The organism is Neptunomonas japonica DSM 18939, from assembly GCF_000422765.1.
In the GTDB taxonomy this organism is placed as follows: Bacteria; Pseudomonadota; Gammaproteobacteria; order Pseudomonadales; family Balneatricaceae; genus Neptunomonas; species Neptunomonas japonica.
The window spans coordinates 97096-122599 of record NZ_KE383917.1; the positions used below are offsets into that span (position 1 = coordinate 97096).

At 43.2% G+C, this 25504-nt stretch carries 23 protein-coding genes and 1 tRNA gene; 9 read left to right on the forward strand and 15 right to left on the reverse strand.

Annotated elements, in window-relative coordinates; genetic code table 11:
* A tRNA-Glu gene (locus G511_RS0120930) sits at positions 1 to 76 on the reverse strand.
* A 131-nt stretch (positions 77 to 207) separates the two neighbouring features.
* Here G511_RS0120930 and G511_RS0120935 point away from each other — a divergent pair.
* Together G511_RS0120935 and G511_RS0120940 are read left to right on the forward strand one after the other, a co-directional pair.
* On the forward strand, positions 208 to 891 hold the full coding sequence (locus tag G511_RS0120935; protein WP_028471376.1) for a hypothetical protein: 684 nt from the start codon (positions 208 to 210) through the stop codon (positions 889 to 891).
* Between the two features lie 96 nt (positions 892 to 987).
* Positions 988 to 1641 carry a glutathione S-transferase family protein gene (locus tag G511_RS0120940; protein ID WP_028471377.1) on the forward strand — a complete coding sequence of 218 codons (654 nt, stop codon included), beginning with the start codon at positions 988 to 990 and terminating at the stop codon, positions 1639 to 1641.
* 122 nt (positions 1642 to 1763) lie between these two features.
* Here G511_RS0120940 and G511_RS0120945 read toward each other — a convergent pair whose 3' ends face one another.
* The 13 genes from G511_RS0120945 to G511_RS0121005 all read right to left on the reverse strand — a co-directional run bounded on the left by G511_RS0120945 (position 1764) and on the right by G511_RS0121005 (position 15363).
* A complete protein-coding gene (locus G511_RS0120945) occupies positions 1764 to 2036 on the reverse strand; it encodes a hypothetical protein (protein WP_028471378.1) in 273 nt (90 codons plus the stop codon).
* A 98-nt stretch (positions 2037 to 2134) separates the two neighbouring features.
* A complete protein-coding gene (locus G511_RS0120950) occupies positions 2135 to 3244 on the reverse strand; it encodes a YeeE/YedE family protein (RefSeq protein WP_245574216.1) in 1110 nt (369 codons plus the stop codon).
* 181 nt (positions 3245 to 3425) lie between these two features.
* On the reverse strand, positions 3426 to 5141 hold the full coding sequence (locus G511_RS0120955) for a sensor histidine kinase (protein ID WP_028471380.1): 1716 nt from the start codon (positions 5139 to 5141) through the stop codon (positions 3426 to 3428).
* Entirely contained in the window at positions 5138 to 6223 is a 1086-nt protein-coding gene (locus G511_RS23650) for a substrate-binding domain-containing protein (RefSeq protein WP_051222318.1), read from the reverse strand. Before G511_RS23650 ends, G511_RS0120955 begins: the two co-directional genes overlap by 4 nt.
* Before the next feature lie 76 nt (positions 6224 to 6299).
* Positions 6300 to 6926: a TIGR04282 family arsenosugar biosynthesis glycosyltransferase gene (locus G511_RS0120965; RefSeq protein WP_028471381.1), complete on the reverse strand. Its 627-nt coding sequence runs from the start codon at positions 6924 to 6926 to the stop codon at positions 6300 to 6302.
* Positions 6923 to 7630, reverse strand: coding sequence for a TIGR04283 family arsenosugar biosynthesis glycosyltransferase (locus G511_RS0120970; protein WP_036552635.1), 708 nt, complete (start codon positions 7628 to 7630; stop codon positions 6923 to 6925). The genes G511_RS0120965 and G511_RS0120970 overlap by 4 nt, the downstream gene beginning before the upstream one ends.
* 2 nt (positions 7631 to 7632) lie before the next feature.
* The gene (locus G511_RS0120975) at positions 7633 to 8442 is read right to left on the reverse strand and encodes a sterol desaturase family protein (RefSeq protein WP_028471383.1); all 810 of its coding nucleotides are present in this window, start codon (positions 8440 to 8442) and stop codon (positions 7633 to 7635) included.
* 2 nt (positions 8443 to 8444) lie between these two features.
* Entirely contained in the window at positions 8445 to 10589 is a 2145-nt protein-coding gene (locus G511_RS0120980; RefSeq protein ID WP_028471384.1) for an FAD-dependent oxidoreductase, read from the reverse strand.
* A gap of 101 nt (positions 10590 to 10690) precedes the next feature.
* The gene (arsS, locus tag G511_RS0120985; RefSeq protein ID WP_028471385.1) at positions 10691 to 11650 is read right to left on the reverse strand and encodes an arsenosugar biosynthesis radical SAM (seleno)protein ArsS; all 960 of its coding nucleotides are present in this window, start codon (positions 11648 to 11650) and stop codon (positions 10691 to 10693) included.
* A 141-nt stretch (positions 11651 to 11791) separates the two neighbouring features.
* Positions 11792 to 13018: an organoarsenical effux MFS transporter ArsJ gene (gene arsJ, locus G511_RS0120990; protein WP_036552636.1), complete on the reverse strand. Its 1227-nt coding sequence runs from the start codon at positions 13016 to 13018 to the stop codon at positions 11792 to 11794.
* A 7-nt stretch (positions 13019 to 13025) separates the two neighbouring features.
* Positions 13026 to 14036 (reverse strand): ArsJ-associated glyceraldehyde-3-phosphate dehydrogenase, encoded by a 1011-nt coding sequence (locus G511_RS0120995; RefSeq protein ID WP_028471387.1) that lies wholly within the window; start codon positions 14034 to 14036, stop codon positions 13026 to 13028.
* A 44-nt stretch (positions 14037 to 14080) separates the two neighbouring features.
* Entirely contained in the window at positions 14081 to 14320 is a 240-nt protein-coding gene (locus G511_RS0121000) for a thioredoxin family protein (RefSeq protein ID WP_028471388.1), read from the reverse strand.
* 50 nt (positions 14321 to 14370) lie between these two features.
* On the reverse strand, positions 14371 to 15363 hold the full coding sequence (locus G511_RS0121005; protein ID WP_028471389.1) for a permease: 993 nt from the start codon (positions 15361 to 15363) through the stop codon (positions 14371 to 14373).
* Between the two features lie 394 nt (positions 15364 to 15757).
* On the opposite strand from G511_RS0121005, the gene speD reads away from it, so the two are divergent.
* Entirely contained in the window at positions 15758 to 16573 is an 816-nt protein-coding gene (gene speD, locus G511_RS0121010; protein WP_028471390.1) for an adenosylmethionine decarboxylase, read from the forward strand.
* A gap of 82 nt (positions 16574 to 16655) precedes the next feature.
* Here the strand turns inward: speD and G511_RS0121015 are convergent, their stop codons facing one another.
* A complete protein-coding gene (locus tag G511_RS0121015) occupies positions 16656 to 17822 on the reverse strand; it encodes an aromatic ring-hydroxylating oxygenase subunit alpha (protein ID WP_028471391.1) in 1167 nt (388 codons plus the stop codon).
* A gap of 136 nt (positions 17823 to 17958) precedes the next feature.
* Between G511_RS0121015 and G511_RS0121020 the strand changes: the two genes are divergently transcribed.
* From G511_RS0121020 to G511_RS23660, 6 genes are all read left to right on the forward strand, one after another.
* Positions 17959 to 18546: a TetR/AcrR family transcriptional regulator gene (locus tag G511_RS0121020; protein ID WP_028471392.1), complete on the forward strand. Its 588-nt coding sequence runs from the start codon at positions 17959 to 17961 to the stop codon at positions 18544 to 18546.
* Positions 18547 to 18754: 208 nt separating this feature from the next.
* Positions 18755 to 19201 (forward strand): hypothetical protein, encoded by a 447-nt coding sequence (locus G511_RS0121025; RefSeq protein WP_028471393.1) that lies wholly within the window; start codon positions 18755 to 18757, stop codon positions 19199 to 19201.
* Between the two features lie 189 nt (positions 19202 to 19390).
* Positions 19391 to 20254 carry a sterol desaturase family protein gene (locus G511_RS0121030; protein WP_028471394.1) on the forward strand — a complete coding sequence of 288 codons (864 nt, stop codon included), beginning with the start codon at positions 19391 to 19393 and terminating at the stop codon, positions 20252 to 20254.
* 183 nt (positions 20255 to 20437) lie between these two features.
* A complete protein-coding gene (locus tag G511_RS0121035) occupies positions 20438 to 21301 on the forward strand; it encodes an MBL fold metallo-hydrolase (protein ID WP_156905278.1) in 864 nt (287 codons plus the stop codon).
* Between the two features lie 42 nt (positions 21302 to 21343).
* Positions 21344 to 23074: a SulP family inorganic anion transporter gene (locus tag G511_RS23655; protein ID WP_036552638.1), complete on the forward strand. Its 1731-nt coding sequence runs from the start codon at positions 21344 to 21346 to the stop codon at positions 23072 to 23074.
* A gap of 83 nt (positions 23075 to 23157) precedes the next feature.
* A complete protein-coding gene (locus tag G511_RS23660; RefSeq protein ID WP_051222320.1) occupies positions 23158 to 25419 on the forward strand; it encodes a 4Fe-4S binding protein in 2262 nt (753 codons plus the stop codon).
* Positions 25420 to 25504 lie beyond the last annotated feature (85 nt).

Genomic DNA, 25504 nt, shown 5'->3' on the forward strand with positions numbered 1-25504 from the left:
TGGCGTCCCATAGGGGGTTCGAACCCCTGTTACCGCCGTGAAAGGGCGGTGTCCTAGACCACTAGACGAATGGGACGCTAAAACACTCAAAGCTTTACCTCAAATGCGGGGCGTATATTATGCCTGGGATCAGATTACGTCAAGCATTATTTTTAAATGATTTTCCTATAAAATCAATTACTTCATTATTTGAGAAATAACGTACTTATGTCTTCTACTGGAACCGCTATTATCATCGTCATTGTGATTGGTGTTTTGATAGGCGTCGCTATTATTATTCAGAGCATTGAACATCAGCGTCAACAAAAGCGTACACGCATGCAAGCCATTCGTAACACCATACGCAACACTGAACAACTCTATGGCGCGCTTCCTAGCTGCTTGGTATCAGAGCCACTAAATCACCTTATCAGCCAACATATTAACTCTCAATGGAAAAATTTATTGCTGCTGGATAATAATGCAGCTTTACAAAAAGCGGCTCAGGAAAGCCTTCAAAAGTTATCAGGTTTTTCACCCGATAATACTTATCCAGCAGGTTCGTTAACGCTACTGAATGATAAAAACGAGGCTCAAAAGACAACGCAAGCCGCCCGAGAATTATCTCAATGGTTACAAACCTTGAAAAAAAGTAGCATTTCAGCACAAATCATTAACGACCTTTTGTCCCATCTTCAGTACAGCCATGCTCAAGCCAACATAGATTGCATGATATTTGATGCCATAGAATGTGAGCAAATGAAAGGGGCAAGAGTATCTATTCATCAGTATAAAAATTGTCTGAACTCATTGAATAATATGCACTACTTCCAGAAGCATGACAGACAAGTGTTCGAGCTAAGCAGTCATATTGAAACACTATTAAATCAAGCAGATGAAACTGATCAATAAGAAACCAGCAAAGGCTCTAAGCAAACAAGCCACTAGCACAAACAAAGGGTTTCCCCTTATCATGAGCTATCATTTTCTTAATTTGGGAAAACGTTTATGAAGCCAGTACTCTATGGAGCTCCACTATCACCTTTTGTGCGCAAAGTTAGATTATTACTTGATTTTAAAGGAGTTGATTACGATTCAAAGATGATCATTCCTTACGCCACACCCGAAGGATACGAAGCCCTCAACCCTCTAAAAAGAGTCCCCGCGCTTATTTTAGGAGATAATGTGCTGGCAGATTCTGCCGTTATCGCACATTTTTTGGATGCCCACTATCCAGAAAAGAAACTAATACCCAATGACCTTTTACTAAAAGCTCGTTGCGAGTGGCTTGAAAAGTACGCAGATTATGAACTCTCAGCTCATACAACTTTTACCGTATTTAGCCAAAGAATTTTAAACCGTATTGCAGGCAAGAAACCTAACGAAGAGATTGTTCAAAAAGCCATTCACGAAAAGCTTCCACCCCTCTTTGACTATTTGGAATCACAACTAAACGGTCTACATTTCATTGCAGATGAGCTCACGCTTGCCGACATTAGCGTAGCCAGCCAGCTTATCTCTTATGAACATGCCAACGAAACGGTACCTGATGACAAATGGCCAAAACTTGCGCAGCTCTACCAGCACTTTAAACAACAAACGATTGTTGAGCAGGTTGTATCATCTGAAAAAGTCATGCTCAAGAAAATACTAGGCGCTTAGTAGAAGAATTCAAAAAGATGAGTCACCCATTATTGTTTGGCTGACTCACTAATATTTCGCCTACCCATTAATACAGCATCGACCAATCCAGACTAACCGTGCATAACTTAACGACACGCTTACTAGCGATAGGTCCACTCAATATTGACTACCTGACCACTTTTCATATCAATAAACCATTTACGGCCATCAAAGCGATAAACCATACGGGTTACTGAGCAGGTACGACCAGATCCACATCGAGTTTTAGCTTTGTATTTTGCAATAGGCTTACCGAGGTTTTCGTAGACTTTGGACAACTCATCTCCAGAGGATAATAGCTGCCCATTAGATAACCGCAAAGCAGATGCCTGACTACTAACAAGCAACGCGAGTAAAACAAGTAATTTACGCATAAACACTCCATCTTCCTTGATGTAAGGCGTTCGATATAGTTAGGCCGCTGATCCTAACTGGCTTTTTCTTCACTCCTTAAAAGAGTGAGATAACTATTTTAAGATAGCGCAGGCTGCTCTTTAACGCCAACAGGCGACACTTCGCCCTTTCTCGTTTTCCATTCACGATCGACTGCCGCATCTGTCAATGCAGCACCGGCCCACATAGACGCTAAAGCGACCCATGCGGTGATTGAAAAAGCAGACCCTCCGGTCAACCCAGCACCTACAGCACAACCGCCCGCTAACATCCCTCCCATTCCCATAAAAGAAGCCCCTACAATATAACGAATCATACTGCGGCCTTCTTGGAACCCCTGTAGTTTTAGCTCACGAGATAAAAAAGCTGCCAGAAAGGACCCTAAAAACACACCAGGAACTAGACCAACATCAAAATCCAATGCCACATTATCAGGTGTTAATAAATACATAAGCGTATCGGCAGATGGACCAGTAAAAGTCATGCTTTCAACTTGGGTGGGATCAAACGTTTGATAAGATAAATGATAAGTGAACCACCAGCCTCCAACCACCATTGCACCTACGCCTACCGAGCCAATCCATGCCCAAGGGGTTAGTTTGTTCTTTATACCGTAAAAAATAGCGATGACCATACAAACTACACCTAGATAGATACCTGTGTATGACCCCCACCCTAAAAAAGAAATCAGCTCCAAACCGCCATCATTATGCAGCACCCACGCTCCAGCAATGCTATCCCGCACCGGAGCCAAGACTCCTTTCAACGAAGCTTGCGCTACTGCTGCAAACAATAAACCAGAGAATAGCGCCCTTAAGTTACCTGTAGCTGCAAGTACTAAAAGTCGAGACCCACATCCTCGCGCTAAAATCATACCCGCACCAAATAGCAAACCACCTACAATAGCACCAGATAGGCTTCCATAGCTGGCCAGCATTCTAGAATCAGTGATATCCAGCTCACCCAAGGTAATAAGAATCTGAGTCCCTCCTACAGCAGCAGAGAATGTCAGTAACCAGATAGCCACTTTTTTACCGATAGCACCTCGAGCAAACTCAACCACCGCAGCACGTAAACAAAACTGGCTTCTTTGCGCAAACACGCCAAACATGCAACCCAATAACAAGCCGCCAAAGGCATTGCTACCTGACTCGCCAAGCAAAGAAATAAGAAACTCAAAATCCATCATAACACCCAATAAATCTAAGCATTTGGAATTTATATATAACAATAACTTATATAAAATTTCGCTTATAAAAAAGACCTCTCATAACCCGAGAAGTCTTATATTAGGTAAGTATCATAAAGTTTTACCCGTTATTTAGCGTTGCCACAGATCAAAAAACAACCAATACAGGTAATATTCAAAACTAATCACCATTCCTATCTAAAGGCACAGCAACTCGCAAACTGACGCCATCATCGGATAAAATTGATAATTTAGCTCCGATATACTCGCACCGCTCTTTTATTCCTAGCAAACCAAACCCAGTATGTTCTTTCTTATAATGCTGGGATTCATCCAACCCCTGCCCATTGTCGATGATGCTCAGCAGTATTTGGTTGTCATCGCTGTATAAAGAAATAGAAACTTCCGTTGCTAGTGCGTGCTTCATAATATTGGTCAACGCTTCCTGAATAATTCGATACAGATGAATATCAGTGCCTGGTGGCATTTTTATTTCATCAATATCAAGCGCTACTTTAACGCCGGTCTGCCGTAGGCTATTCAACGTGGGGATCTGCTGTATAGATTGGCTCAAACCTAATGTATCTAGCTCTACGGGCCTTAGTGACATAATCCGATCATAAACCGTAGAATACATATCTGAGACTAGCTGTTTAATTTTGAAGCTGTGGCCTAACGATGGACTGTTAAGCGGAATCTGATGTTCAAGCAACACAGTCTCAACTCTAACTGCAGTCAGTAACTGTCCTAGCTCATCATGTAGTTCCTGTGCGAGATGGCTTCTTTCTTGTTCTTGGCTCTGAATTAACTGATATAAGATAGTGCGCTTTTCCTGCAACGTTGTCTCAAGCTTTGCATTGGTATCTTTGAGCTCAAAACGACGTTCAAATAACTCTTTCACAATGAGATCGATCTCTTCACCAATCCGATTAAACTCATGAATACCGCCAACATCCCAGCCTACATCTTTACCCTTATTTGCCAAATCACGAATATACAGAATTAACTTTTGAAGCTGCTTATCAAGTGCTAATGAGAGTAGAAAGGCTACAGCAGCACTCACCAACAAACCGATGAGCGCCCCGCTACCCAATAACTTGATAAACTGGATAGCAAGAGAGCGCGTATCTTGTTGTGAAGCGGTTAACTCTAATTCTAAACCAGCACCAAACTGCCCAAAATCTTCGGTATACTTCTCTAGTGTATTATCTTCTAACCATTTCTTTTCATTAACTGTCAAAGCCTTCCCTAAAGGCCTATATGAATTAATAGACTTACCAGCAAGCCTTAATTGGGCGCCATCAAGATCAACAACTGACCGGTTAACCAATTGACTTAATAGCAAGATGTTACTCGATAATTTAATGCCACCAATCATCCGACCAATAACTTTTTGCTCGCTATTAGTCACCAAGTAATCTTTAGCAAGCAATACCTGCGGCCCGTTACGATAAATATTCCACTCCTGAGTCATTACCCGTGTATAGCTTTGATAAAGATCATGACAAATTTCGCTCCCGATATTGATTAAGCGACTTTTAATCAAATAGCACTGCTTACTGTCTAATGAACTCAATATGATGAACTGATAACGCTGCATAGAAGAAGGACGCTCTCCTTCCATTATGAGCTGGCGTAATTCAATCTCACCACCTTCCTCCATAGCCACCTGTAACTCAGGCATTGACTTTAGGTTATGTAGTTCTTGATCAATTAACCGCAAATAAGTATTGAGTTCGTGACGAATAGCGCCCGCACTTTGCGATAAAGATGCCAGCGTCTCTTCTTTTAAGACTTTCTCAGTTGCATGATAAGCATTGAAAGCAAAGACAGAGAGAAAGCCTGATAAAGTAATTAAGAAAAGTAAAAAAGTAAGTGTGCGAAACCGTAAAATCATTTACGCACGTCTCCAGAATAAATAAAGGCTTCCTTTATATATCGATTAATCAAACTTACATCCATACCTTGGGTCAGCACTCTAAAATCACCTGCATATACATTAGGTATTGGCTGATCTAACATATCTAACCTTATCGCTTCAGCCATGGCGATACCATTCTGGTCGTTCACACGCATGAGCACTACATCCAACAAGCCTTCTTGAAAAGCATCTAACTCAGCTCGACCTCCTCCCCAGCCATTAATTGCCACATCGGATCGCTGTAATTCTTTAAGAGCATCCACTGCACCCAACGCAGCATCCGTTGAGCATGCATAAATATATTTGAGCCCAGGGCTGTTCTTAAGCATAAGCAATGTTGAGCGCTTAGCTTGTGCTCTACTTTGCGTGTAGTAGCTCGCTTTTAACTTATGATAGCTGCCTACATTGCGCTCAAACGTTAGCCCACGCTGATCACTGAGGACACCTTTCCCCCAAAAAATAATACCGTACTCACTACCCTTTGAAAAACGCTGTTTAAAGTACTGTGCTAACTTATCTGCACCTTCAACATGATCAAATCCGATATAAATTAACGGTTGAATGTCGTACCAATCAGCTATAGGTCGAGTCAAATTTTGGATAATAAGTTTAGGCTCTTTTCTTTGCAGTAAGGCTTCTACCATGCGCTGTTGGCGGAGTGAGTTAATGGTATAAACCAAGTAGTCTGGTTCATGTTCCAGCATTTCAAGAATGTGCGCTTCTTGAAGATCCAGCTGAGTATGAGGTTGGGAAAAGCGAATATCGAGCTTATATAAAATACCTAAGTCATCCAACCTGCCTCTAAGTGCAGTTAAGCTACGCTGCCAATAATCGGATGCCTGCAGCCCTGGATAAACAACTGCAATTTTGACCTCTTCTTTCTGTTTTACAACGGGGAGTAAATACACTTGGTCGATGAGGTATTTAAACTCATTGCGAGCCCCTTCATGTACATCCGCTTTGGCACTGGCGGATAGACCCATAAAGCATATAAAAAGAAGATATATGAACCCTCTTTTATAACCAGCGCCCTTACTAACCTCTGGCTTTAAATCCATATTAAGCCCTACCCATCATTGTTTATATAATGAAGAATAGAGCAGATACAGAGAATTTTCAGTGCATTATGAAAATTTAATATAACAAAGGAAACTGCTGCTTAAGCCTATCTAGGTCTTCGGGGCGATCAACATCCCACAAGCAAGCAGGTTCGCACCACTTTACACTTAGCTGCCTTAACTTATCTCGGGTTTGCTGCATGACTCTTTCAGTGCCCCACTCTACACTCGAAAATACATTACTGAGTGCCTCATGATTTTTTTTAAAGCCCACCAGCGTATAGCCACCATCATCAGCAGGTAAAAAAACGGCATCATTACTCTCAAGTACGCAGGCACACTCTTCTATCAGTGCGGCATCTATGGCTGGGCAATCGCTACCTATTAGCAATGTACCTTTATCATTGTTCAGCAAAACACTGGTGATCGCATTTTTCATCCGCTCACCCAGGTCTACGCCTTCCTGAAGTTTATGCACCAAAGGATAACGAGCCAACAAGTCAGCAATAAAAGGGTGGGCGCTACCCTCAGGCGTGAAGAGGTAAATAGGAAAGCAGGCCGACTCCATTGCCCGTTGAACCGTGTGCTCCAATAAGCGCGAATGCAATTGTGCAGCACCTTCAGCCCCTAGCGCAGGTATTAAGCGTGTTTTGGCCACTCCAGCGACTGGCGCCTTAGCGAAAATAATTAAAGCTGTACTCATTTACTTTGTTTCTCTACTTGATAACCATAACGCTTCGCAAGCTTTTCAGGCGCTTCCCCACACCAATATGCCCACCTTAGCGACCACATTAACCAAATCGTTTTATAAGCACCCTTCTCTTCCCATCGACGGCCAGACGTCTTTACCTTTTGCTTAAGACAGTGCGGTTTTTTTTCTTGAAGAAGCCTTCGGGAGATTTCGATATCTTCCATCAATGGCTGCTCAGGAAAGCCTCGCACTTTATCGAACAGCGAGCGGCTAATAAACATTCCCTGATCACCGGTAGCGATGCCGGTTGCTCTGGAACGAGCATTCATGAAAAGCGCAATAACAGGTAGCATCCAATGCGCTCCCTCAATGCTTACATCAAAGCGTCCCCAAAAATCACAACAATCGCGATTAACCAGCAATAGCTCCTTTAGATTAGCGGGCACTTCAGTATCCAAGTGCAAGAAAAAAAGCAGTCCAGCTGATGCCGCTGCAGCGCCCGCATTCATCTGTCTGGCCCGCCCAGATGGTGACTCAACAAGTTTATCAACCCATGAGCGGGCCAGATCAACACTGTCATCCCTACTCCCGCCATCAACAAGAATAAGTTCACACTGGGGCCTTAAATATTGCAGCGATTGCAACTTTGAAACAATAATTGCTGATTCATTCAAGATAGGAATGATGATTGAAACAGCAGGGCTATTTAGAGGCACTATTAAGGCACCTGACGAGAAGAGATCAGCTTTTGCAAAGGCAACTTAAGCAATGCTAAAAAGCCTAACGCCGGTTGCTGTCGGTGCTCAGACAAGCCTAACCGCATCTGCTGGTGATTATCCTTAGGTTCAACCGTGTAGGTTGCAAAAAGGCGATCCCAAATAGACAGAAAAAAACCATAGTTGCTGTCTGTTTCTTCTTGGTAGACAGAATGGTGGATACGATGCATATCGGGAGTACAAACGACCCAACGAAGAGCGCTGTCTAGCCTCGACGGCAAGCGGATATTAGCATGCGTAAAAATGGCTGAAGCATTGAGTACAATTTCAAACGTAATAACGACCAAAGGATCAATGCCTAACACTACAATTATTAGGGCCTTATAGATCAGAGACAATACGATTTCTACTGGATGAAACCGCAAAGCAGAAGTCACGTCTAGATCAAGGTCGGTGTGGTGCACTTGATGTAAACGCCACAGCACAGACCACTTATGTGTAACCCAGTGCTGGCCCCAAATAGCCATATCCAGCAGTAAAAATCCAACTACCGACGAGATAACTGCCGGTAATTGCAACCAATAAAACAGGCCGACTTGTTCCTGCTGGGCCCACACGGCAGTGGTCACCGCAATAGCCCCAACAGTCAGTCGTACAATAAGAGTATTCATCAAAATAATGGCTAAATTTATACGCCAACGAGTTAGTCGGGACTCGCGCCAAGCGCGTTTTGGACGTATCCATTCAATACCGGCACACACCACAAAAGCACCCAGAAAAAAAACTAGCCTAAATGTAGCTTCATCTTGCACGTCTAGCTCCTACGCCATGTATGAAAACGCGCCAGCCATACCATGACTTTTGGTGACACATGTGCGCGCTTCCACTCACCAGCAGCATATTTATTGGCCTCTGAAAAAGTGGGATAAGTATGGATAGTTCCTAGCAGCTTATTCATACCTAAACCGTACTTCATCGCCAAGACAAACTCAGCTAATAACTCAGCACTGTGCTTGCCAACAATGGTTACACCTAAGATTTTATCTTTACCAGCAACCGTAATGACCTTAACAAAGCCGTGATCATCACCATCAGCAATAGCACGGTCAAGATCATCAATGCCATAACGCGTTACCTCATAAGCTAGACCTTGCGCTTTCGCTTCGCTTTCACTCACGCCAACGCGTGCCACTTCAGGGTCAGTAAAGGTCACCCAAGGGATAACACGGTAGTCCACTTTAAAGCGCTTAAAACCACTGAACAGCGCATTAACTGCTGCGAACCATGCTTGATGTGCTGCAACGTGGGTAAACTGGAAAGGCCCAGTAACATCACCACACACATATACATTTGGAAAACGAGTTTGCATAAAACCATTACAGTCCAGTGTTCCGTTTTCACGTGTTTCTATGCCAAGAGCTTCAAGACCAAACCCACCAGTGTTCGCTTCTCGCCCTAGTGCTAACAGCAATTTATCAAATGGTAGCTCGACAGTTTCTCCTGCCTGTTCCACAAGCAGGTAAGCCTGCCCTTCTCGCACAGCGACTTCTTTAGCCGTACTAGACAAATGAAGAGCAATACCTTCATCTGTAAACTGCTGTTCGACTAACACTTGAGCATCTTCGTCTTCTCTTGGCATCAAATGAGGTGCGCGTTGCACAATGCTCACGTCACTGCCTAACCGGGAAAATGCTTGGGATAATTCACACCCTATTGGCCCGCCACCTAATACAATAAAACGCTTTGGTAATTCTTCAAGTTCCCACAAGGTGTCAGACGTCAGATAATCGACTTGATCCAGCCCAGAAATGTTAGGAACGCGTGGACGCGCGCCCGTGGCAATGATGACTGATTTTGCAGATAAGGTTTGCTGCTCACCATTCTCTTTCGTGACGGATACTTCCCAAGGAGAAACAATGCTAGCGGTACCTTGGATGACATCCACACCGAGGTTCGTATAACGCTCAATGGAATCATGCGGTTCTATCTTTTCGATAACATTCTTAACACGCCCCATAACTGCTGCGAAATCAACTTGGGGTTCAACCGACTGAATTCCAAACTGATCAGCTTGGCGCATTTCATACGCTTGCCTAGCCGAGCGAATTATTGCTTTAGAAGGTACGCAGCCCGTATTCAAGCAGTCCCCACCCATCTGATGCTTTTCTATGAGTGTCACTTTAGCTTTTACCGCCGCAGCAATATAAGCACTCACTAAGCCACCACTACCCGCGCCAATAACAATCAGATTTGTATCGAATTTTTTCGGTTTATTCCAGCCTTCATACACTTTACGAGCCTGAACAAGTTCTACAATTTTTCTAGCAATGAGAGGGAATATTCCCAGTAAAGCGAATGCACCAATAATCTCTATCGTCAAAATTCCTGACAATGAATCAATTTTAGCCAATTGTGTACCGGCATTAACGAACACTAAAGTACCCGCTAACATTCCTAACTGACTCACCCACCAAAATGTTTTGGCAGGCATACGCGTAAGTCCCATCAACAAGTTGATCATAAAGAAAGGGAAGATAGGAATCAGACGTAACGTAAACAAATAGAAAGGGCCGTCTTTTTCAACACCCTCATCAATTGGTGCGATAGATGAAGCAAATTTACCACGTACCCAGTCACTAATCAGATAACGAGAAGCCAGCATTGCCAAGGTAGCCCCTAACGTTGAAGCGAAAGAGATCAAAATACCTCCCCATAACAGTCCAAAAAGCGCACCACCCGCCAGCGTCATAATAACTGCACCAGGGATCGACAGGGCCGTTACCAGAACGTAAATAAGGAAAAAGGTAACACTAGCAACAACAGGGTTAAGATCTCGCCATGATGCCAACTCTGTCTGTTGAAATTTAAGATTCTCCAGCGTCAACAATGAAAAACCGCCGGACTGCCAAGTAATCAGCAACGCAACAATAATGACTAATACGACTAACAAACGCTTCATCGGTTACTCCCGATAATAGTGATTCAGGCTAGAGCCTACCTAACAACTTCGTTTTAGTAAGCCCACGCTATTAACTAGATACTTAATGAAAATATGCGGAATTAACTCAGCGCTCCACCACAGCTAGACCCTTGACCCGCTGTACAGCCGTAACAGTGGTCACCAATCCGTATTGCGCTTTCTTGCAGGCCTTCTTTGAGTAAAGCCTCTAAATGAATAGGCTCACGACTACTACCTAAAGGCATTTTTAGCTGTTGATTAAAATCACAGTCATGCACAAAGCCTTGCCAATCGACCGAAATCAATGAGCGGCACATAAGACTATCCAACGTTGCTTCATTAAAAGAAGCACGTAATAGATCCATATAAGGAAGAAAGGTCTTTTTAGAAATGAGCATACTGCCAAAACGTTGAATAGGCATATTCGCTAGCGTAAATAAATTAGAAAACTGCACACCATAGCGGGCATCTAATTCGGATTTATAAGAAATTTCTAAAGCCACCTGCTCCGGCGGTAAAACTGGACCTTGCGGGTTATAAACAAGATTAAGTACTTTGCCTGAACCTTCTTGTGCATATCCAAGCTTGTTGAGTTTTGTTAACCCTTCTATGCTCGCCAAGAAAACACCATCACCGCGTTGAGCATCAACATTATCTTCTAAATAACAAGGCAATGATGCTACGACTTCAACATCATGTTCAGCTAAAAACTCCGCGAAATCTTCATAACCAGGCTCACACAGAATGGTCAGGTTACAACGGTCTATGACCTTTACACCTAACTTACGTGCCTCAATAACTAAGCGCTTAAAATGCTGATTCATCTCCGGCGCACCACCCGTTAAATCGAGTGTGGTGATATCGTACTTTTCAATAAAGTCCAACATCAACTGCATCGTTTCCCAATCCATCTCTTCAGTGCGTTTTGGGCTAGCCGCCACATGGCAATGGAGACAAGATTGATTGCAGCGATAGCCCAAATTTGCCTGTAACGTATCTAATTTAGTACGTGTAATAGAGGGGAAATCTGTCTGAATCAGGTGTGGCAGCATTTCATGCATATGAGGTTCTCTTTCACTTTTTGATTTATTAAGGTTAGTCGAATGAAATACCTAAACCTTACATTTCTTTTAAATATTATTTTATCTATTAAAAAACAACGAAGACTATCGTGACATCTCAAGCTGAAACGAAAATGAAATTTAAATCTTTTGAGGCAATTTAAATGAGATAAGCCACGCCAAAAGCAGGAATAGCGACGATATCCACAAACACGCCTCCAATCCATAGAGCTGATACACACCCCCTGAAAGCAAAGTGCCCACCAACCGCCCCATTGCATTTGCCATGTAGTAAAAACCGACATCGAGCGATACGCCGTTTTCTTTGGCGTAACTTACAATGAGATAACTGTGCAATGACGAGTTCACGGCAAAGAAAGCCCCAAACAGCATTAATCCACCAATCAAACAGGGCTGTAACCATTCAGAAGCAAACGGCATCTGCGTAGTCGAGTTGAGAGTAACAGCCATAAATGCAGGGATCATTAAGAGTGGAAGCAACCAGGCAACAGCCGCCCTTCCATCCGGTACTGCTCCAGATCGCTTGCCTGTTACATAAGGAGCCAGCGACTGAATAACACCATAGCCAACCACCCAGCACGCCATAAAACTACCGACCGACCAATGATCCCAACCAAGGGTCTCAGCAAAAAACACAGGAATCGCCACGACAAACCAAACATCTCTGGCGGCAAAAAGAAATAATCGTGCAGCAGATAAAACGTTTACAGCTCGGCTTTTTGAGAATATTTCTTTAAATTTCGGCTTAGTTTTGGTTTTACCTAATGATTTTTTCAGGCAGAAAATCGATATCATCCAGACAACAAATAAACCAACAGCCATCATCAAAACAGACGAAGTAAAACCAAACAATGTCAGTAATACACCACCCAGAAAAAAGCCCACACCTTTTAAGGTATTTTTAGAACCAGTTAACAGCGCTACCCATTGATACAGCTTACCCTGAGCATCTTCTGGTACAAGTAATTTAATAGCACTCTTGGCGCTCATTTTATTAAGATCTTTCGCGATACCCGATAATGCCTGCGCGGCCATGACCCACGGAACCGTTAACCACGCAGCGGGAGCAGCTAACATAATAAGCGCCCCTACTTGCAGTATCAGCCCGATATTCATTGTCTTATTCAAACCAAGGCGAGCGCCCAACCAGCCGCCTACTAGGTTAGTTACCACACCAAAAACTTCGTAAAAGAGGAACAAAAACGCGATATCTAACGGGGAATAACCCAAGGCATGAAAGTGGAGCACTACCAACATGCGTAGCGCTCCATCAGTCAATGTAAAAGCCCAGTAGTTAGCGGTAATTAGCAAGTACTGGCGAATCTCAGAAGAGATTGATGCAAACATGGAATAATTACTGCTGATCAATCAACCCCACCTTTTTAACCAGTTCAGCCGTCCGGTTCGCGTAACCCCACTCATTGTCATACCAGATATATACTTTTACCTGTGTGCCATTCACAACCATAGTGGATAAGGCATCAATAATGCCTGAGCGAGGGTCTGTCTTGTAATCAATAGAGACGAGTGGACGCTCTTCGTAGCCAAGAATCCCTTTTAACTCCCCTTCTGCCGCGTCTTTAAACAACTCGTTTACTTCTGCTTCTGTGGTTGTTTTTTCAACTTCAAAAACACAATCAGTTAGAGAAGCATTGGCCAGTGGTACACGAACAGCATGGCCATTTAAGCGACCTTTTAGCTCAGGAAAAATATGAGTGATTGCCGTCGCCGAGCCCGTAGTTGTTGGAATCAAGCTCATTCCGCAGGCACGTGCCCTACGTAAATCTTTATGGGGCGCATCCAAAATAGTTTGTGTATTTGTCACATCATGAATGGTGGTCATCGAACCATGGCGAATTTTTAGATTTTCATGAATCACCTTCACCACTGGAGCCAAGCAGTTGGTAGTACAAGAAGCCGCCGTTACAATACTATGAAGCTCAGGATCATAAAGATCATCATTCACACCTAGCACCACATTAAGTACACCCTCTTCTTTAACAGGAGCACTCACCACCACGCGCGTTATTCCTTGATCTAAATAACCCTGCAACAGTGCTTTGGTCTTCATTTTCCCCGATGCTTCAATAACAATATCGCAGCCCGACCAATCAGTATCCGAGATCGCTCGGTTATGGCTCACGGTTAAAGACTTATCACCCACCAAGATACGATAACCTTCGGCCTGTGCATCATGCTGCCAGCGCCCATGTACAGAATCAAAATTCAATAAGTGGGCAAGTGTTGGAGCATCACCACCCGGATCATTAACATGCACAAACTCAATTTCAGGCCAGTCCCATGCTGCACGCATTGCCAGACGCCCGATACGCCCAAAACCATTAATACCCACTTTAATCGTCATTTTGTAATCCTTAGTACTTTTTTAAACACTGGCTTAACATTGAGTTATGCGCTCGCTAACCAGGCCTCAACATCTGCCCTATGCGGAATAGATCCGGAATGTACCAGTTGTTCATCAATAACAACAGCCGGAGTACTCATCACACCATAACCCATAATAGCAGCAGGATCTGTCTCTTTAATGACAGTCACATCGACACCGGCTTCTGCCGCCAAACGTGTCAGAATTTCTGCTGTTTTTTCACACTTAGTGCAACCAGAACCTAATACTTTAATAATTTTCATATCACGACCCTCTTCAATCATGCTCTCCAGTCACGTTTAAAGGTATGACTTCAAGCGGCGAGTAAAAACAACCCTACGCCATTAAAAATCCAACCTACCAATGTAAAAGCAAAGAGCAGCAAACAAAATAAAATAGCTAACAGTTTCCACTGCATCACCTGTTTTAGCAAAATAAACTCAGGAAAGCTTGCCGCTACAGTACTCATACAAAATGCTAACGTAGTCCCAATAGGCAAGCCTTTAGTAATGAGGCTCTCCATCACGGGAATAACACCGGTTGCATTTGAGTACAAAGGAATACCTAAACCAACTGCAGCCGGAACAGACCACCACTGCCCTTGACCTAAGTTCTGAGCAAACCAACCTTCGGGGACAAACCCGTGCAGTGCAGCACCCAGCCCAACACCCACGATAACCCACTTCCAGACTCTGCTAAAAATATCGACCAATTCATCTTTTGCAAACTGATGCCGCTGAGCCAAGCTTAAGCGCCGACGCTCTCTCTTAACCGCCGCCTGTTTTGCTTCAATGTAAGCTTTTGCAGCAAAAGGTTGCAGCATTTTTTCTGCCTTAATGAGATCCAGAAAAATACCACCGATAACGCCAACAGAGATGCCGACCGCTATATATATCAACGTAAACTTCCACCCCAACAAGCTACCAAGTAACACAATCGCGACTTCATTAATTAATGGAGATGTCAGTAAAAATGACATAGTAATTCCAACAGGGATCCCCGCCGATGTGAACCCCAGAAAAAGAGGGATACTAGAACAAGAACAAAAGGGAGTTACCGCACCAAAGAATGACCCCATGAGGTAACCAACAAAACGGCTCTTTCCTACTAGCCAGCTACGCACCGATTCAACATTCATTGAAGCTCGCAGTAACGCGATCAGGTAAATCATTACCACCAACAGCGCAAAAATCTTAGTGGTATCTTCAATAAAAAAATGCAGTGCGTCGCCCAATTTAGTCGAAGCGCTCAAGCCCCATAGGTCGTACACCAACCAATCTGCCAATAATGTGAAACTATCTAACATAGTACACCTGCCTACTTACTTGAAACTGCTATAGCTCAACATCTAATATCACAATGGCTATACCAGCAGAGTAGCGTGATCATTAATACTTCAGCATTGATTTAGGCGAATATATTGTCCAATAATCAGCCAAAATTGATTATTGATATGACGATACAAGAAATACAAAAATAACTATTACATATCAACATTTTAAAAAAATAAAACATTAAAAATAACGAGTAAATAAATGAACAATAAATTTTATTTTCTCAAAAATACCGACTAAGCAAAAATTATTCTTTGTGTTTAGGCTAGGCTCGAATAAAATAAAGCTCGCCTTCAATCCATGCGGGATTGAACTATCATTCAGTGCGTTATTTACGCGGTCTGCAACGGTTGGAGACTTACGACGTTGTCATCGAACGGTAAAATTACATTACAAGGGTTTAACAACCTAACGAAGAGCTTGAGCTTCTGTATCTACGATGTTTGCTATGCCCAAACGGCCGAGCAGAAAGCTGAGTATATTGAATATATTGATGAGCAGTACAATGCCGACCGACTCACTGAGATCTTAAGTGAAGTTTGCGACATCATTGGTGCGAATATCCTTAACGTAGCTCGTCAAGACTATGAGCCCCAAGGTGCCAGCGTTACTATCTTGGTTGCTGAAGAGGCCTTAAAAGACTCTGATGATGTTGATAAGACAGAACAACCAGGCCCATTACCTGACTCAGTTGTTGCTCACTTAGATAAGAGCCACATCTGTGTTCATACTTATCCAGAAAGCCACCCTGATGATGGTATTTGTACCTTTAGGGCCGATATAGAAGTGTCTACCTGTGGCATTATCTCTCCACTAAAAGCACTTAACTATCTAATACACAAATTAGAATCCGATATCGTTACAATCGATTATCGAGTACGTGGGTTTACCCGTGACGTCAAAGGTGTAAAACACTATATCGATCATGATATTAACTCTATCCAGAACTTCATGAGTCAAGATATCCGTGAGCAGTATCAAATGCTGGACGTAAACGTGTATCAGGAAAATATTTTCCACACGAAAATGATGCTGAATGATTACGATCTAGATCAATACCTATTCGGTACTACGGTTAATGATCTAAAAGACAATGAAGCAGAAGAGGTAGCCGAGCGTCTTTTCAAAGAGATGAACGAGATTTTTTATGGTCGAAATATGCCGGACATGAAAAGCAGTTAATATCAGCTTAACTCGATATCGCCCCTATAAAATAAGGCCAGCTCACATCGACTGACCTTATTTTTATAATACCCTTACCTCGCTAATCCTCCTGCTCTCTATAAAAGCGTGCTGCTTGCACTGTCTCTACAAACTCATCAGTAGCTGTCTGAAACAAACGATTAGCAAGGTACTGATGAAAATCCACCAATATTTTTTCTAGGCGAACCAATTTGCCACCCTTGCTCATACGAGAATGCATGCCACGTTGTACCCGCTCGCAAATCTCTCGATCTTCACTAAGAAAAGCTTCCGTAAACTGAAATTCTGATGATTTAAAATCTTTTACTGGCTGCTCTGATAACCCTCCAGGAGTTATCGCGCAATGTTCAGGCCCCTCTGGTAAAACCTGTATCCAATTCAAACCCTCATAAGTAACAACAGCAATAAGCGAAGGAGGAAGAAAAAGTAACAAATAGTGATTATAAGCTTCTGGATAACTACCACTTAACCACTTGCTCAAAGCACCTCGGTCATCCTTTATTGCACCACCCGTTAATGACCATTCAGCATTGCCGGAAACATAGTAGGCTTGTTTACTAGGTGTAGAGGTTTCCAATGTTTCTTTATGAACTTTAAACAAGTGGTAGCTTTCAATACCGTTTTCTACTGCTAACTTCCAATTGCTATTCCAATGCTCAGCAGACATCTGATGAGCATGTGAGAAACGCTCCAATTCAAACAGCGATAAGTAGCCATCCAGACCCTCGATTTTTTCACTGAAAGGACGAGGCGAGTCTGATAGATTCACAAAAACCAATCCATTCCATGACGCTATCGCAAAGCTTGGGAGGCAGTGCTCTTGCTTGTCGATAATAATATCGCCTGTCAATGGTGCCCCTTTGAAAGTCCCAGTATCGTCAAATGTCCAAGCATGATAAGGGCAGGCAATATTTTTGGCGATCTGACCAAACCCCAAGTCTAATAACGGCGTTCCACGGTGGCGGCAAATATTCGACAACGCCCGTAGCTCAGTATCTTGCCCTCTAATGATAGCGATAGGCTCGCCGGCAATATCCAAGGCGAAATAGTCTCCGGCGTTCACAAGCGTAGTTTCTGCACAGGCAAAAACCCAGTCGTTTAGAAACACACCCCTCATCTCGGCATCAAATACTGAGGGATCATGATAAACAGCTAGAGGCAAACAAGTGGCCTGCTCTAAGGTACTACTGGCGGATTCTTTGTAAGTACTCATCAGCGTCTGCTTCATATTTCCCCTCTCAATTACCTTGTGTACAAATTGAATAAAAAGCCCTAATCACACATATTCTATTTATTGTCATGATTGACAATAAATAGAATATTAAACTAAACTGTCAATATTGACAATATATGAGATTCAACAGATGGGACGCCCCAGTAAAAAAGAAGAACGCACCGAAGAAATACTGAACGCCTTTTACCGCTGCGTTGCACGCTATGGCATGGAAGGCAGTACTTTGGAGCGAATAGCAGAAGAGTCAGGCTTAAAGCGTAGCTTGGTTCGGCACTTTGTTGGCAACCGTGAAGCACTAGAAACCCTACTGGTTGACCGGGTACTCGAGCAATCATTCCAGCAATGGAGTACTTTCATCGACGCTATACCCACTAAAAACGGATCAGAATATCTACTGGAAGGCCTGTTTAGTGACCAATATAGCGACGCAGAATATATTCTTGTTATCGAGTCTCTGATCTTCTGCGCCGGTCGAGATGAAGCATTGCGCCTTCGGATGCAAGAGTGGATGCAACGCTTCACTGATGATCTAACCTTAGTGCTTCGACAAGAGTATTCCCGAGCAGATAACGACTCTCTGGAAGCGGCTTCCTTCGGTCTTATTTCCCTTTACTTCAACCTTGACTCCCTTGCGCCCCTTGGCATGAATCAACGCTATCGCCAACCCGCTCGTATCGCTGCGCGATACCTGATTGACTCATTAAGTGCTGAGAAGTAACTATTTAATATACTGAGAGGTTTACCTATGTCGATGACTTATGTTTTGGGCGTGATCCTATTGCTATGGGTTACTTATGACCTGTTCAGAGGAGGTGTGTGGCTACACCGGGAGTTTTTTCGTGCACAAGAACCTTTAGCTTATTGGAGTACTTTACTGCTGTGGCTATTGGTTGCCCTGTCCTGCTTCTTCTAGGAGGTCTAAAACGATGGCATTGCCTTCACGCAACCTATTGATACGTGTCACCTATGGTATAGCGATAATTTCTATGTTTGTCTTCTTGGCTTGGCAGTCTTGGTTACCGACAACAGAGCTGGTCGCAGAGGCTTATCAAAACAAAACAAATAACACCCTTTCTACTGCCTCTACAGCAGCATACGTGCAGCCAAGAAAGCCAGCGAAAACGGAGCAGTTAAACCCATTTAATACTGAAAAAGTAACCCGCTACCAGATTTCAGGCATAAGCAAGCATATCAACCTGAAAAGCGATATAGAGCAACAGATCAGTCAACATTGGAACACGTTAACCAACTCAACACTTGCTCAACAAATCAATTCTTTGCAGCCGATATACGCTGTGTACCGAGATTACGATAGCCGCAATAACACGATCATTTTAACGCTGGGAGTAACCAAGCAAATAAGCGGTTTGTAGCCTATTAGTATTAATGCTGGACGATACCAAAAGTTTATCGATACAACCGTACTTGAAGCGTGGCAAAAAATAGCGAATAACAATCGACGCTATTCTTACCAGAATGACTTTGAACGTTGGCAACTGGATGAAGATTACCAACCCGTATCTGTTATTGCATACCTTGGAACAAAGTAAGGACATTGAACAATGAGTGAAGCTAATTGGTTAGAATATTTAGAATTTATGTCCTTTAACATTTATGACTGGGTGCTCGTCTTTGCTGGCCTATTTCTATGCTTAGAAATATTAAACGACGCTGTAACTCGTCGCTTTAGCCACTCTCGTATGATGGAGACTCTTTCCAGCGCATTTACCCAAGTGCCTTACTACTTTTCCGAAATATTAATATTTGGTAGTGCAGTCTATCTCTACTTTACTATCTATGAATTCATTCCTTGGAAGATCCCTGTTAACGGCTACAGTGCATTATTAGTATTATTGCTTGCCGACCTAACCTATTACATTGAACATTACGCAATTCACCGTATTCGTCTATTCTGGCTAGCCCACTCAGTGCATCATAGCTCTGGTGTTTACAACACGGCTACCGCTTTTCGTTTTAGCCTATTTGACCCTGTCGTGTCAGTGATATTCCATCTACCTTTGCTGCTGATGGGCTTTAACCCTATTCTCATCTTTGCCGCAGAGGTCTTAGTTCAGACTTACCAATTTTGGATTCACAATGAGATGATAGGCAAACTTGGCCCATTGGAGTGGTTTCTAAATACGCCATCTCATCACCGAGTTCATCATGGCTCAGACAGTAAATACATCGATAAAAACTTTGCTGGAATTCTAATTATTTGGGATCGCCTATTCGGGACATTCCAGAAAGAAGAAGAGCTTCCAACTTACGAACTGACCACGCAGATGACGAGTAAGAACCCAATCACCGTTCAGTTTTATGAATTTCCTCGTCTGTATAAAGACCTAAGAGAAATAAAAAACACAGCAACCTTTATAAACTACTTAATTAAACCACCGGGATGGCAACCAAAAGACACACATTAGTTTTTAGAAACATCTGATCTGAATGAGGTCGTACTTATGCGGCCTTTAGATTTACGAAGAAACAGGAGTCTTAAGCTCCTTAGAGCAACACACAAAACCCATAAATCTTCATGAAAAACACTAAAAACAAGCTTATTCCAAATAATTATATTATTATAATAAAAATCACATTTCGGGATTTTGATCATGTCTCCAGTTGTCACACCTTTCTTTGATGAAGATACATTTACCTTCAGCTATGTCGTTCATGCTACTGATTCTACGCGCTGCGCAATTATCGACTCAGTTCTCAATTTTGATTACTCAAGTGGGCACACATTTACTCGATCAGCAGACGCCATTCTTAAGTTCATAGTAGAAAACTCACTGACAGTTGATTGGATACTAGAGACACATGTACACGCAGACCACCTATCTGCCAGCGCATACCTACAGAAAAAAACAGGCGGGCGTACCGGCATTGGCGCGCATACACCTCTCGTGCAACGTACTTTTGGTGACATATTCAACGCCGGTAAAGAGTTCGCAAGAGATGCTAGTCAGTTTGACCAGGTTTTTAATGACCAAGACTTAATCACGATAGGCTCACTAGAAGGCAAAGTGATCCATACACCGGGCCACACACCGGCTTGCATTACCTATTTGTTTGGCAATGCTGCTTTTGTTGGTGATACCTTATTTATGCCGGACTATGGCACTGCACGCTGTGATTTTCCAGGCGGAGATGCGGCACATTTATATCAATCAATTCAGAAAATATATGCCCTACCTGATACCACTCGCTTGTTCATGTGTCACGACTACAAAGCCCCAGGGCGAAATAGCTACGCCAACCAAAGCAGTGTGAGCGACCAACGTCTTAATAACATTCATATAAATGCAGGCACCAGCGAAGCCGATTTTACCGCTATGCGCACTGCACGAGATAAAGGCTTAGGAACACCTCAGCTAATGATACCGTCCGTTCAAGTCAACATGCGCGCAGGCCACATGCCAGCAGAAGAGAATGGCCACACTTATCTGAAAGTACCTATTAACCTTTTGTAATAGTCATCCATATAGTTGGCGCAACAGCTAAGGATCAAGAGTATGTTTAAACGTTATTTGCCGATTTTAGAGTGGATGAAAATTTACGATCGCCAAATGTTCAGTAGTGATGCCATTGCTGCTGTCATTGTAACGATTATGCTGATTCCACAATCCCTTGCTTACGCTTTGCTGGCAGGACTGCCTGCAGAAGTAGGCTTATATGCCAGTATTTTACCATTGATTGCTTATACCATTTTTGGCACCAGCCGCACCCTAGCCGTCGGTCCCGTTGCTGTCGTTTCTCTAATGACAGCCGCCGCTATTGGTAATATTGCTGTTCAAGGAACAGAGCAGTATTTAACAGCAGCGATAGCCTTGGCTTTTATTTCTGGGGCTATGTTAATTCTAATGGGTATTTTTAAACTAGGCTTGTTCGCAAATTTTTTGAGCCACCCGGTTATTTCAGGGTTTATTACCGCGTCAGGGCTTATCATTGCTGCCAGCCAGTTAAAACACATTCTAGGTGTTGAGGCGAGCGGGCATAATTTACTCGATATAGTATTAGCACTGAGCAGCCATATAACCCAGACCAATCTAGCCACATTATTGATTGGTGTCGGCGCCATCACATTCCTATTTTGGGCAAGAAAGCATCTTAAGAACTTACTACTCAGTTGTGGATTAAACGCCCGACTTTCAGACCTTATCGCTAAAGCCGGGCCCGTCTTTGTTGTAATCATTACAACGCTCGTTACCTGGGGAGGAAACTTACAAAGCCAAGGCGTGAAAGTCATTGGAGATATCCCCCAGGGCTTACCCTCACTGGCACTTCCCTCATTTGACCCTGATCTTTGGCAGCAGCTCTTTGTATCGGCTTTACTGATTAGTGTTGTTGGCTTTGTAGAATCTGTTTCAGTAGCACAGACGCTCGCCGCAAAACGTCGCCAACGAATTTCTCCTGACCAAGAACTTATAGGCCTAGGGACCTCTAATCTCGCCTCATCATTTTCTGGCGGCTTTCCTGTTACCGGAGGGTTTTCTCGCTCTGTTGTAAATTTTGATGCGGGCGCAGAAACACCCGCTGCCGGTGCATTTACCGCCATTGGTATTGCCATTGCAACACTACTACTCACGCCTTTAATCTTTTTTTTACCTAAGGCTACACTCGCAGCCACCATTATCGTTGCCGTATTATCACTGGTAGATATTGCTGCGTTAAAGCGCACGTGGACCTACTCACGTAGTGACTTCTCAGCCATGCTGGTCACAATACTAGTCACACTGGTACAAGGTGTTGAGCTAGGTATTATTGCCGGCGTAGGCCTCTCCATATTTTTGCATTTGCACCGTACCAGCAAACCTCATAGCGCTTTAGTCGGTAAAGTCCCAGGGACTGAGCATTTCAGGAATATTGACCGCCACGAAGTAAATACGGACGAACACATTCTGACTCTACGCATAGATGAAAGCCTGTATTTTGCTAATGCTCGCTACTTAGAAGACCGGGTCTATGAGCTAATTTCACAGAGCCCTGCTATTAAACATCTCATACTCATGTGCCCTGCTGTAAACCTCATTGATGCATCTGCATTAGAAAGCTTAGAAGCGATTAATGCACGCCTTAAAGATAGTGGCGTTACTTTTCACCTTTCAGAAGTAAAGGGGCCGGTCATGGATAAACTAAAGCGCAGCCACTTTTTAGATGACCTTACCGGCCAAGTATTTCTCAGCCAGTTTGCAGCATGGCAAGCATTACGTGTACCAACACAAAGCACCACTTTAGACCTATAAAAACACACCTACAGAAGGATTGTTCACAAACAGATAACCCGTCAAATTAATCTGTATTATTCTGACTCATCGAGCACAACCGAATGAGGTTTTTCAGCCCAATACAGCACAACAAAAATTCAGCACCTCAGCCAAGCACACCTGCTAACTTCTTAGCTATGCTGCTAGTCGCGTTACTGACAACCCTATTAGTTACACTATTATTCGCACTGTACCCTGCTAACACGTATGCAGCCTCACAAGAGCAGAAAAGTAGCTTAGCGAAAAACCCAGAAAAATCACCGCTTGCTCATTCACTCCCCATTCGCACTATCTTTCCTAAAGCAACACGTGTTGGCGAAAAGCAAACAGGCCTTCCTGTATACCCAGTTTATCAACTCGACCAGCTACTCGGTTACGTTTGGCTATCCCATGAAATCAACAACCTGCCTGGGTTCTCTGGCCAACCGATTAAATTATTAATAGGCCTACAAGCTAATGGGGTATTCAGCAGAGTAAAAGTAATGGAACACCATGAACCGGTGTTCTTACACGGTCTAGGAAATGAAGCTCTAGATCAATTTACAGATCAGTACGCAGGACACTCAATAAAAAAACAAGTCATTATATCCAGCGCTAAAAAAAGCAAAGCAACCTCTGATTCCGCTGGGGCAGCCTTCTTTGATGGTGTAACAAAAGCCACTATATCGGTCATGATTGTCAACGATGTCGTTCTAGCGACAGCACTACAGGTAGCGCGTGACAAGCTTGCAGGCTTCTCTCTTCCATCCCAGTCAGCTCTACGTAAAAAAAGCACAGACCCAGTAGAAAGCATGGACTGGTCAACACTTATTGCTAACGGGCTAGTTCATCGATGGAATATTGCCAGTGATGATGTATTTAACTCATTAGGAAGACAATACTCAGATTATGGCCACCTCTTTGATTCAGGTGATGACTCTGCTAGTAGTTCGAATAGCAGCCCCGATACTTTCACTGAGCTCTATTACGCCTATTTAAATGCACCTGACATTGGCAGCAACTTATTGGGTAAAGTGACGTATGGGAAGCTCATGAAGGAGCTATCACCGGGAGGCCACCTTGTCTGGATAGGCTCTAATGGCTTATATAGGCACCTTGCTGACGATTTTATGCCGGGAAGCGTTCCTTCTCGATTGTCAATTCATCAAGGCGGCCTCAATATCGAAATTAAAGACACCAACGCACCTGATGAAGAGAAAACACTAGTCAGTACGAATGCACCTCACATTACTCAAAGTGCAATTTTTAAAATTAGAGATATAGCCAATTTTGACTTAGGCGGTGAGATCGTTTTAGGGATGAATATTAACCTCCCTCGCAACCACCTCATCACTGATTCTTTATCGCTCACCCACACTGCTCAGCTTCCCAATTCCCAATGGATAGCGGTGGAAGTTGAACAGCAGATTCAAACACCTTTGTGGATAAGAATCTGGCAAGATCGAATACCACAAATTGTTATTTTATTAACATCATTGATCATCATATTCGTAGCCTCCATCAAACAAGATAAAATCAGCCGTAATGCGGTAAGGTTTCATCAGTTTCGCTGGGCTTACCTTTGGTTTACGCTTTTGTTTACTGGCTACTACGCTCAGGGGCAGCTTTCTGTCGTCAATATATTCACACTACTTCATGCTATTGGTGATGGCTTTGATATAACCATCTTCTTACTCGATCCCATCATTTTTATTCTTTGGGTCGTCACTTTCATTAGCCTATTTATTATTGGTCGTGGTTTATTTTGTGGCTGGCTATGCCCTTTTGGTGCACTTCAGGAGATGGCATCGTGGTGTGGGAAAAAGCTCGGTATTAAACAAATTCGAGTATCAGAAAATAAGCACAGAAAATTAATCTACCTTAAATACCCAATACTGATTGGATTAGTCGCCGTTTCTTTCTATGAGCTAAGTCTGGCTGAAAGGCTCGCTGAAGTGGAACCCTTCAAAACAAGTATTACTTTAGTGTTTGTCCGGCACTGGCCATTTGTACTCTATGCGCTTGCACTACTGGTTGGTGGAATGTTTATCCACAAGTTCTATTGTCGCTATCTTTGCGCGCTTGGCGCAGGGCTGGCAATACTAGGCGCTTTACGACGCTTTGAATGGCTAAAGCGCATTCCCTTCTGCGGGACACCCTGCCAAACATGCCATAACCGCTGTGAGATCAAAGCTATCAAACGAGACGGCGAGATTGACTACAACGAGTGTGTACAGTGCCTAGAATGTATTGTGATCTTAAACAGCGATGAGCAATGCGCAGATACATTATTAAAACGTAAAAAACAAAAGAGAATAAGTTGCGTCAATATCGGCACATCTTAACAAGATCACGTATTGGTAAAATCAGATGCTTGAAATGATTAAGCTAGGAATTACAGAGGCAATACTGTGGAGATAAAAAAACCGT